Source organism: Conyzicola sp. (assembly GCF_046714715.1).
Taxonomy (GTDB): domain Bacteria; phylum Actinomycetota; class Actinomycetes; order Actinomycetales; family Microbacteriaceae; genus Conyzicola.
The window spans coordinates 1-10,199 of record NZ_JBKKAD010000189.1 but is presented as its reverse complement, the minus strand read 5'-3'; the positions used below and the strand labels follow the sequence as shown (position 1 = coordinate 10,199).

Genomic DNA, 10,199 nt, shown 5'->3' with positions numbered 1-10,199 from the left:
AACAGCTCGAGCAGGCGCTCGAGAGCTACGAGGGCACGCTGCTGCTCGTCACGCACGACCGCCGCATGCTCGGCAACGTGCACACCGACCGCCACTGGCGCGTGGAGGCCGGCCGCGTCACCGAGCTCTAGCCGTCACCGAGCTCTAGCCGTCACCGTGATCTGGCGAAGACGCTCGCGTCGATCTCCGCGGTGCGCAGCCCGACGATGCGCCGCACCGTCTCTTCGCTCAGCGGTCGCTCGGCAGCGAAGTGCACGGTGCAGCCGAGCAGTTCGCCTTCGGCGAGCGGTCCGGCGAGCTGGCGTGCGAGCGGCGGACTCATCAGGTGCAGGCAGCAGTCCCCGTCGGCAACGGAGAGGCCGAGGAGGTAGTTGCGGTGATACTCGAACATCGGGATCTGGTAGCCGAGACGCTCCGTGACGCCCGGAGCCGCAGCCCGGATCATCCGGCGCACCGATTCGAGTGCCGACCTCTGTATTTCGGGAAGCGCGGCGAGATATTCGTCCACGGTTCCGGCGGGATAACCACGCTCCATTGCGTCGCTCCTTACTTCTCTGAGCAACCGTAACCCCGCGAGGCCTGGAACGGCAGACCTTTCGTCACCCGCCCGAAACACAAGCCGCGATAGGCTGGGCACACAAACGAATATCGGGCCGCACACATCGCACTGCGGGAGAGTCCATTCGCGAACAACGCGCAGGACACCGAAGGAGCAAGCCTCCCCGCCAATCTCTCAGGTTCAGTACCGCACAGCGAAGGCCACTCTGAAAAGCGGAATGCGAAGCATTCCGGATCGAGCGAAGCGAGAATACCGCCAAGCCGGTTCGGGCGCAGCCCCACCCACGGTGAAAACCGGCCGAGCGCCGGTGAAGCTCTCAGGTTTATGACAGAGGGGGAGTTCAGCCCGCGCCGCCGAGGAGAACTCTTGACCGACCCACGCCCAGATTCAGATCGCACGTCGCCCCTGCATCAGATCCACGTCGACGGTGGCGCCAGCTTCACCGACTTCGCCGGCTGGCAGATGCCCGTCAGCTACGGGTCCGACCTCGCCGAGCACCACGCCGTGCGCACCAGCGCCGGCATCTTCGACATCTCGCACATGGCCGAGATCCTCGTCGACGGGCCGGGCGCCGCGGACTTCCTCGACTATGCGCTCGCCGGCAGGCTCTCCGCCATCGCGATCGCGCAGGCCAAGTACAGCCTGCTGCTCAACCCCGAGGGCGGCATCATCGACGACCTCGTGGTCTACCGTCTCACCGACGACACGTTCTTCGTCGTGGCCAACGCGGGCAACCGCTTCGCCGTCGCGACCGCACTGCGGGCGCGTGCCGAGAACTTCGACGTGCGCGTCTCCGACCTGAGCGACGCCTACTCGCTCATCGCCGTGCAGGGGCCGAATTCGCGCGAGATCGCCAAGGCCGCCGCCGGCATCACCGAGGTGAGCGTGCCGCTCGACGACCTCAAGTACTACTGGAGCACCGACGCCCTGTTCGACGACCAGCCGCTGCTCATCGGGCGCACCGGCTATACGGGCGAAGACGGTTTCGAGTTCTATATTCAGACGGATGCCGCGGCCAACCTCTGGGCAGCGCTCGTGGCCGCCGGCGAACCGTACGGTCTCGTTCCGGCCGGTCTCGCAAGCCGCGACACCCTGCGGCTCGAAGCCGGGATGCCGCTCTACGGACACGAGCTCGGCACCGACAGCTTCCCGGTGCAGGCCGGACTCGGCCGCGTCGTCAACCTGAAGAAGGAGGGCGACTTCGTCGGACGCGCCGCCATCGAGGCCGGCCCGCCGCACGGCTCGCACCTGCTCGTCGGTCTGACCACCGAGGGCAAGCGCGCCGGCCGCGCCGGCTACTCGGTCGTCACCGACGACGGCTCCCAGGTCGGCATGGTCACCTCGGGCGCCCTGTCTCCCACCCTCGGCTTCCCCATCGCCATGGCCTACGTCGACCCCTTCGTGCTTGAAGCCGGCACCCCCCTCTACATCGACGTCCGCGGAAACCGCATCGCGGCATCCGTCGTCGACCTCCCCTTCTACAAGAGAGACAAGTAATGACCGACCAGACTTCCCTCCAGTACACCGCCGAGCACGAGTGGATTCTCGTCGACGGCGACACCGCGACGGTGGGCATCACGGCCTACGCCGCCGACAAGCTCGGCGACGTCGTCTACGTGGAGCTGCCGAAGGCCGGCTCCGTCGTCTCCGGTGGCACCGTCGTGGGCGAGATCGAGTCGACCAAGTCGGTCGGCGAGCTCTTCGCCCCCGTCGACGGCACCATCCTCGAGGCCAACGCGGCCGTCGACGCCGACCCGAGCCTGGTCAACAGCGACCCGTTCGGCGAGGGCTGGCTCATCAAAGTGACCTACACCGCGCTCCCGACGCTGCTCAGCTTCGACGAGTACTCCGCCCTGATCGCCGAGTAGAGACGTCAGCTATGCCCTTTACCTTCGCCGAACGCCACATCGGTACCACCGCAGACGCCCAGGCGCGCATGCTCGAGACGCTGGGCTACGACTCCGTCGACGCGCTCGTCACCGCGGCCGTGCCCGAGTCGATCCACGTGCAGCCCGTCGCGAACTCCGTGATCCCGGCCGCCGCCACCGAGCGCGAGTCGCTCGCCGAACTGCGCACGCTCGCGAACCGCAACGTCGTGCGCCGCTCGATGATCGGCCTCGGCTACTACGACACGATCACGCCCGCCGTGATCAAGCGCAACGTGCTCGAGAATCCGAGCTGGTACACGGCCTACACGCCGTACCAGCCCGAGATCAGCCAGGGCCGCCTCGAGGCGCTCATCAACTTCCAGACCATGGTCGCCGACCTCACCGGTCTCGCCACGGCGAACGCGTCCATGCTCGACGAGGGAACCGCCGTCGTCGAGGGCATGCTGCTCGCGCGCCGCGGCTCCGGTTCGGCGTCGAAGGTGTTCATCGTCGACGCCGACGCCCTCCCGCAGACCAAGGCGCTGCTCGCCAACCGCGCGGAGGCGGTGGGCATCGAACTGGTGGAGGTCGACCTGGCCTCGGCCGCCTCGGTCGGTTTCGATACGGCCGCGGACGGCCTACTCAACCAGCAACTGCCCGACGCGTTCGGCGTGTTCGTGCAGTACCCCGGCGCATCCGGAAACGTCTGGAACCCGGCATCCGTCATCTCCGCCGTCAAGGAGAACGGCGGCCTCGCGGTCGTCGCCGCCGACCTGCTGGCCATGACGCTGCTCACCTCGCCGGGCGAGCTCGGCGCCGACGTCGCCGTGGGCACAAGCCAGCGCTTCGGCGTGCCGATGGGATTCGGCGGACCGCACGCCGGCTACATGGCCGTGCGCAAGGGACTCGAGCGCCAGCTGCCCGGCCGTCTCGTCGGGGTGTCGAAGGACGCCGCCGGCAACACCGCCTACCGCCTCACCCTGCAGACCCGCGAGCAGCACATCCGCCGCGAGAAGGCCACCTCGAACATCTGCACCGCCCAGGTGCTGCTCGCCGTCATGGCCGGCATGTACGCCGTCTATCACGGGCCCGACGGACTCAAGCGCATCGCGACCCGCGTCAACCAGCGGGCTGCCGAACTGGCCGCCCTGCTGCGTGCCGCCGACATCGCGGTCACGAACGACAGCTTCTTCGACACGCTCACGGTGAAGGTGCCCGGCGAGGCGGCGGCGACCGTGGCCCGCGCGCGCCTGTCGAACATCAACCTGTTCCAGGCCGACGAGAACAACGTGCAGATCGCGCTCGACGAGACGACGACCGAGCACGACATCCTCGCGCTCGCCACCGTCTTCGACGCCGTGCCGCGCAGCCTGTCGGTGTACGACGGCATCGTCGAATCGCTTCCGGCCGAGCTGGCCCGCGAGAGCGGCTACCTCACGCACTCCGTCTTCAACACGCACCGCTCGGAGACGAGCATGATGCGGTACCTCAAGTACCTCGCCGACAAGGACTACGCGCTCGACCGCGGCATGATCCCGCTCGGCTCGTGCACCATGAAGCTCAACGCGGCGAGCGAGATGGAGGCCGTGACCTGGCCCGAGTTCGCCGGCATCCACCCGTTCGCCCCCGAGGCCGACGTCGAGGGCTATCTCACTCTCATCGAGCAGCTGCAGTCGTGGCTCGCCGAGGTCACCGGCTACGACTCGGTGTCGCTGCAGCCCAACGCCGGCAGCCAGGGCGAACTCGCCGGGCTCCTCGCCATCCGCGGCTTCCACCGCGCGGCCGGCGACTTCGAGCGCACCGTCTGCCTCATCCCGTCGAGCGCGCACGGCACCAACGCCGCGAGCGCGGTGCTCGCCGGCATGAAGGTCGTCGTCGTCGCGTGCGACGAACTGGGCAATGTGGATGTCACGGACCTGCGGGCCAAGATCGCCGACCACGCGCACGAGCTCGCCGCCCTGATGATCACCTACCCGTCGACCCACGGCGTCTACGAGCACGAGATCCGCGAGATCACCGACGCCGTGCACGAGGCGGGCGGACAGGTCTACGTCGACGGCGCCAACCTCAACGCCCTGCTCGGATACGCCCGCTTCGGCGACTTCGGCGGCGACGTCTCGCACCTCAACCTGCACAAGACGTTCTGCATCCCGCACGGCGGCGGGGGCCCGGGCGTCGGTCCCGTGGCGGCCAAGGCCCACCTGGCCCCCTACCTGCCCGGCCATCCGATGGCGCAGCGCGACAGCATCGCGCACCGCGACGCCGCCTCGAACACCGACCACTTCAACATCGTGAGCGCCGCCCCCTACGGCAGCCCGAGCATCCTGCCCATCTCCTGGGCCTACGTGCGCATGATGGGTTCGCAGGGCCTGAAGGAGGCGACCGGCGCGGCCGTGCTCGCGGCCAACTACGTGGCGGCGCGACTGCGCGACCACTTCCCGGTGCTGTACGCGGGCGACAACGGGCTCGTCGCCCACGAGTGCATCCTCGACCTGCGTCCCCTCAAGGAGGCGACGGGCATCTCGAACGACGACGTGGCCAAACGCCTCGTCGACTACGGATTCCACGCGCCCACCATGTCGTTCCCGGTCGTGGGCACCCTCATGGTCGAGCCGACGGAGAGCGAAGACCTCGCCGAGATCGACCGGTTCATCGACGCGATGATCGCGATCAAGGCCGAGGCCGACGAGCTGGCCGGCGGTGCCTGGAGCGCCGACGACAACCCGCTGCACAACGCGCCGCACACCGCGGAGAGCGTGATCGTGGGGGAGTGGGAGCACCCGTACTCCCGCGAACGCGCGGTCTACCCGTTGAAGTCGCTGATCAGCGGAAAGTACTGGCCGCCGGTGCGCCGCATCGACCAGGCCTGGGGCGACCGCAACCTGTTCTGCAACTGCCCGCCGCCCGAGGCTTTCGAGGCGTAACCGTCAGTGCTCCTCCGCTTCCTCGGCACCGTAACCGGTGAGCGAGCGCACCTCCATCTCGGCGGCGATCGCCGGGTTCTCGAGCGTTCGACTCGTGATGGTGCCGAGGAAGCCGAGCAGGAACCCGAGCGGGATCGACACGATGCCGGGGTTGCTCAGCGGATAGAGCGAGAAGTCGACGTCCTTGAAAATGGATGTCTCGGCGCCCGACACGACGGGCGATAGCAGGATGAGCAGCACCGCCGATCCGAGCCCGCCGTACATGCTCCACAGGGCGCCGCGGGTGTTGAAGCGCTTCCAGTAGAGCGAGTACAGGATCGTCGGCAGGTTGGCGGAGGCCGCGACCGCGAAGGCGAGCGCCACCAGGAAGGCCACGTTCTGCCCCTGCACGCCGATGCCGCCGATGATGGCGACGATGCCGATGACCACCACGGTGATGCGGGCGACCCGCACCTCGGTGCCCGGCTCGGCCTTGCCCTTCTTCAGCACGCTGGCGTACACGTCGTGGGCGAACGAGGTCGCGGCGGTGATGGTGAGTCCGGCGACCACGGCCAGGATCGTCGCGAACGCTACCGCCGAGATGAGGCCGAGCAGCAGCGGCCCGCCCAGTTCGAAGGCCAGGAGTGGCGCCGCCGAGTTCACACCGCCGGGTGCGGCGAGAATCGTCTCCTTGCCGATGAGGGCGCCCGCGCCGTATCCGAGCACGAGGGTGAAGAGGTAGAAGACGCCGATCAGCCAGATCGCCCAGACCACCGAGCGCCGCGCCTCGCGTGCCGTCGGCACCGTGTAGAAGCGCATGAGCACGTGGGGCAGACCGGCGGTTCCGAGCACGAGAGCGAGGGCGAGCGACACGAAGTCGAGCCGGCTCAGGTCGGTGAGCCCGTACTGCAGGCCGGGGCTCAACACGGCCTCGCCGCCCTTGTCGGCAGCAGCGCCGAGCAGCTCGGAGAGGTTGAAGCCGTAGATCGCGAGCACCCACACGGTCATGATGAAGGCGCCGGCGATGAGCAGGGCGGCCTTGATGATCTGCACCCAGGTGGTGCCCTTCATGCCGCCGACCAACACGTACAGGATCATCAGCGCGCCGACGACCGCGACCACGATCGACTGCCCGACCGCCTGGTCGATGCCCAGCAGCAGCGACACGAGTCCGCCGGCGCCCGCCATCTGCGCGAGCAGATAGAAGAAGCACACCGCGAGGGTGGTGGTCGCCGCGGCGAGGCGCACGGGACGCTGCTTGAGCCTGAACGACAGCACGTCGGCCATCGTGAACTTGCCCGTGTTGCGCATCAGCTCGGCGACGAAGAGCAGGGCGACCAGCCACGCCACGAGGAAGCCGATCGAGTAGAGGAAGCCGTCGTAGCCGTTGACCGCGATGGCGCCGCAGATGCCGAGGAACGAGGCGGCCGAGAGATAGTCGCCGGCGATCGCCGTGCCGTTCTGCGGCCCGGTGAACGAGCGGCCGGCCGCGTAGTAGTCGGCGGCGGTCTTGTTGTTGCGACTCGCGCGCAGCACCACGACGAGGGTGATCGCGACGAACGCCGCGAAGATCCCGATGTTGAGCAGCGGTTCGCCGACGCTCGTCGTCTCGGCCGCGGCTGCCGCGATCATCGGGCGCTCCTCGACGCGTGGCCGGTGGAGGCGAGGTCTTTGCGGATCTCGTCGGCGAGCGGGTCGAGCTTGCGGTTGGCGAAGGCGACGTACCAGGTGGTGATCGCGAACGTCGTGACGAACTGTCCGAGGCCCAGCAAGAGACCGACGTTGATGTTGCCGATCACCGGGGTGGCCATGAAGTCGTGGGCGTAGTCGGCGAGCAGCACGTAGGCGAAGTACCAGACGAGGAAGGCGACGCCGAGCGGGAAGACGAAACTGCGGTGTGTTCTCTTCAGCCGCCGGAACGGTTCTGAAGCCTCGGCCTGTTCAAAATCGGTTACCCGGTCGCTTTTAGCGGCACCGGGAGCGTCGTCGCTCATGGGTTCCCCTTTTTGCTGGCACGCATAGCGCTACACACGTCGATGTGTGGTGAGACAACCTTGGTTCACCCTCAGAGGGGTGTCAATAGCGGGCCTGACTGTGCGGGGCGCCGTTACGACGAGGTTCCGAAGAGAGACGGGAACGTCGCCGCAGCCCACGGGTAGCCCACGAAGACGGCGGCATCGAGCACGAAATGCGCGACGACCAGCGGCAGCAGGCGGCCGAAGCGCGTGTACAGCCAGCCGAAGACGGCGCCCATGGCGACGTTGCCGATGAAGGCGCCGAAGCCCTGGTAGAGGTGGTAGCTGCCGCGAAGGAGGGCCGCGCCGACGATGATCTTCCAGCGGCCCCAGCCGAGATCGCCGAGCCGGGAGAACAGGTAGCCGACGACGATCACCTCCTCGGTGAGCGCCGCGCGAAGGGCCGACAGCAGCAGCACGGGAACCGTCCACCAGTACGCGTCGAGCGCGGTCGGCACGACGTCGACCGAGATGCCGAGGGCTCGGCCGCCCAGGTAGACGGCGATGCCGGGAATGCCGATCGCCGCGGCGAGCCCGAGGCCGGCGAGTCCGTCGCGGGGGAGCCGGGTCGCGTCGAGGCCCAACCGGCCGAGGTGTGGACGGCTCGATTGCCAGAGCAACAATATGACGAGGGCAACCGGCATCAGATCGAACACCACCGCGAGCACCTGATAGATCAGGTCGAAGGTGGGCCGCTCGCTGAGCGAGGTATTGAGGGTCGCCGTCTGGTCCGCCAGAGCCTCGGTCCGGGTCATCCGGTTCACAATCGCGACGACGGAATAGACGGCGGATGCGCCGAGAGACAGCCCGAGAACGATGGCGATCTCGAAACGGATCCTGGCGCGCGGTTGCACCTCGGCGAGGGATGCGTCGGAAACGGTAGACGGCTGGCCGGATTCGTTCACGGATCGATGCTACGCCGGACGGAATTGTGGGGGACAACCGTGCGGGAGGCACCTACGCAACTACCGTGCAGAAGACCGAGGATTCACGCACGATTCGTGTGCTGTGCGCAACAATGTGGAGAATGAGTTACCAGCGTGTAACGTTTCCTCTCTCTGGTTTGCCGATGGGCAAACACGGATTTAGGGTACATCTAACCAATCCGGCACTTTCGCAGCAGTTTGTTGTGCCGTGTGAAATCTCGCACAGGAGGAAAATTGAAAATTCGTTCCCTAGGAGTCACCGCTGTCGCGGTGGCCGTGGCAAGCGCTCTCGCGCTCTCGGGTTGCGCGGGTGAGACCACCCCGGACGCCGGATCGGCCAACGCCTCTGCACTCATCAGCACCAACGGCTCCGAGCCCGAGGTCGGCCTGATCCCCACCAACACCAACGAGGTCGGTGGCGGCAAGATCCTCGACTCCATCTTCGCGGGCCTCGTCTACTACGACGCCACGGGCAAGGCGGTCAACGACGTCGCCGAGTCCATCGAGACCGATGACGCAACGACGTTCACCATCACGATCAAGCCCGACCTGACCTTCACCAACGGTGACCCGGTCGACGCCGACAGTTTCATCAACGCGTGGCAGTACGGCGCCCTCCTGTCGAACGCTCAGAAGAACAGCTACTTCTTCGAAGACATCGAAGGCTTCAGCTACGACGAAGACAGCCCCCTCACGGGCCTCGTCAAGGTCGACGACACCACCTTCACCGTCACGCTGAAGGAAGCCCGCTCCGACTTCGCCGGACGCCTCGGCTACTCGGCCTTCTACCCGCTGCCCGCAGCGGCATGGGACGACATCGAGGCCTACGGTGAGAACCCGATCGGCAACGGTCCGTACATGCTCGACGGCGAAGGCGCGTGGAAGCACAACGAGAGCATCGCGCTCGTCACCAACGACGAGTACGAGGGCGGACGTAAGGCGCAGAACGGCGGGTTGAACATCACGTTCTACATCGACCAGGCTGCTGCTTACGCCGACCTCCTCGCGGGCAACCTCGACGTGCTCGACGCCATCCCCGACTCGGCATACTCGAACTTCGAGGCCGACCTCGGCGACCGCGCGATCAACCAGGCCGCCGCCGTCTTCCAGTCGTTCACCATCCCGGGGCGTCTCGCGCACTTCGACGGTGAAGAGGGCCAGCTTCGTCGCCAGGCCATCTCCATGGCGATCAACCGCGAAGAGATCACCGACGTGATCTTCGAGGGAACCCGTACGCCCGCGACCGACTTCACCTCGCCGGTCATCGACGGATACTCCGACGAGCTCAAGGGTGCAGAAGTCCTCGAATTCAACGAGGAAGAAGCCCAGAAGCTCTGGGCCGAAGCCGACGCCATCTCCCCGTGGGAGGGCACCTTCAGCATCGCCTACAACGCCGATGGTGGACACCAGGGCTGGGTCGACGCGGTCAGCAACAGCATCAAGAACGTTCTGGGCATCGACGCCGAAGGCGCACCGTACCCGACCTTCGCCGAGGCTCGCACGCTGATCTCCTCGCGCGAGATCCAGACCGCGTTCCGCACCGGATGGCAGGCCGACTACCCCGGTCTGTACAACTTCCTCGGCCCGTTGTACGCGACGAACGCCAGCTCGAACGACGGCGACTACTCGAACCCCGAGTTCGACGCGCTCCTGAGCGAGGGTGCAGCTGACAGCGACGCCGAGGCCGGCGTTGCTAAGTTCCAGGAAGCACAGGAAGTCCTGCTCCAGGACCTCCCGTCGATTCCGCTCTGGTACTCGAACGTGACCGGAGGATTCGGTACCGCCGTCTCCAACGTCGAGTTCGGTTGGAACTCGGTGCCGCTCTACTACGAGATCACCAAGAACTAACCAATCCATACCCCAGTCGGGGGGGGGGGGCCTGTGCGGGCCCCCCCCCCCCCAGGCTGGGCCCCCCCCCCGGGGGGTGT

Annotated in this window: 8 protein-coding genes, 1 pseudogene and 1 riboswitch; of the genes and pseudogenes, 5 read left to right on the top strand and 4 right to left on the bottom strand. The window is 67.1% G+C overall.

What is annotated here, in order from left to right; all coding sequences use genetic code 11:
• Positions 1 to 131, top strand: a pseudogene (locus ACLQ6X_RS15055) (ABC transporter ATP-binding protein); the annotation flags it as partial.
• A gap of 20 nt (positions 132 to 151) precedes the next feature.
• On the opposite strand, the gene ACLQ6X_RS15050 reads toward ACLQ6X_RS15055, so the two are convergent.
• Positions 152 to 535: an iron chaperone gene (locus ACLQ6X_RS15050; RefSeq protein ID WP_411700972.1), complete on the bottom strand. Its 384-nt coding sequence runs from the start codon at positions 533 to 535 to the stop codon at positions 152 to 154.
• A 125-nt stretch (positions 536 to 660) separates the two neighbouring features.
• A riboswitch (glycine riboswitch) is annotated at positions 661 to 758 on the top strand.
• A 167-nt stretch (positions 759 to 925) separates the two neighbouring features.
• On the opposite strand from ACLQ6X_RS15050, the gene gcvT reads away from it, so the two are divergent.
• The 3 genes from gcvT to gcvP are packed head-to-tail and all read left to right on the top strand — an operon-like array spanning position 926 to position 5,351.
• On the top strand, positions 926 to 2,056 hold the full coding sequence (gene gcvT / locus ACLQ6X_RS15045) for a glycine cleavage system aminomethyltransferase GcvT (protein ID WP_411700971.1): 1,131 nt from the start codon (positions 926 to 928) through the stop codon (positions 2,054 to 2,056).
• Positions 2,056 to 2,427, top strand: a complete 372-nt coding sequence (gene gcvH / locus ACLQ6X_RS15040) for a glycine cleavage system protein GcvH (protein WP_411700970.1) — start codon at positions 2,056 to 2,058, stop codon at positions 2,425 to 2,427. Before gcvT ends, gcvH begins: the two co-directional genes overlap by 1 nt.
• An 11-nt stretch (positions 2,428 to 2,438) precedes the next feature.
• The gene (gcvP, locus tag ACLQ6X_RS15035; RefSeq protein WP_411700969.1) at positions 2,439 to 5,351 is read left to right on the top strand and encodes an aminomethyl-transferring glycine dehydrogenase; all 2,913 of its coding nucleotides are present in this window, start codon (positions 2,439 to 2,441) and stop codon (positions 5,349 to 5,351) included.
• A gap of 3 nt (positions 5,352 to 5,354) precedes the next feature.
• On the opposite strand, the gene ACLQ6X_RS15030 is transcribed toward gcvP, so the two are convergent.
• The 3 genes from ACLQ6X_RS15030 to ACLQ6X_RS15020 all read right to left on the bottom strand — a co-directional run bounded on the left by ACLQ6X_RS15030 (position 5,355) and on the right by ACLQ6X_RS15020 (position 8,250).
• Positions 5,355 to 6,962 carry a cation acetate symporter gene (locus tag ACLQ6X_RS15030; protein ID WP_411700968.1) on the bottom strand — a complete coding sequence of 536 codons (1,608 nt, stop codon included), beginning with the start codon at positions 6,960 to 6,962 and terminating at the stop codon, positions 5,355 to 5,357.
• Complete coding sequence (locus ACLQ6X_RS15025; RefSeq protein WP_411700967.1) at positions 6,959 to 7,324, bottom strand: DUF485 domain-containing protein; 366 nt, start codon at positions 7,322 to 7,324, stop codon at positions 6,959 to 6,961. Before ACLQ6X_RS15025 ends, ACLQ6X_RS15030 begins: the two co-directional genes overlap by 4 nt.
• A 113-nt stretch (positions 7,325 to 7,437) precedes the next feature.
• Positions 7,438 to 8,250, bottom strand: coding sequence for a CPBP family intramembrane glutamic endopeptidase (locus tag ACLQ6X_RS15020; RefSeq protein ID WP_411700966.1), 813 nt, complete (start codon positions 8,248 to 8,250; stop codon positions 7,438 to 7,440).
• Between the two features lie 255 nt (positions 8,251 to 8,505).
• Here ACLQ6X_RS15020 and ACLQ6X_RS15015 point away from each other — a divergent pair, with 255 nt between their 5' ends.
• Positions 8,506 to 10,119 (top strand): ABC transporter substrate-binding protein, encoded by a 1,614-nt coding sequence (locus tag ACLQ6X_RS15015; protein WP_411700965.1) that lies wholly within the window; start codon positions 8,506 to 8,508, stop codon positions 10,117 to 10,119.
• Positions 10,120 to 10,199: the final 80 nt, after the last annotated feature.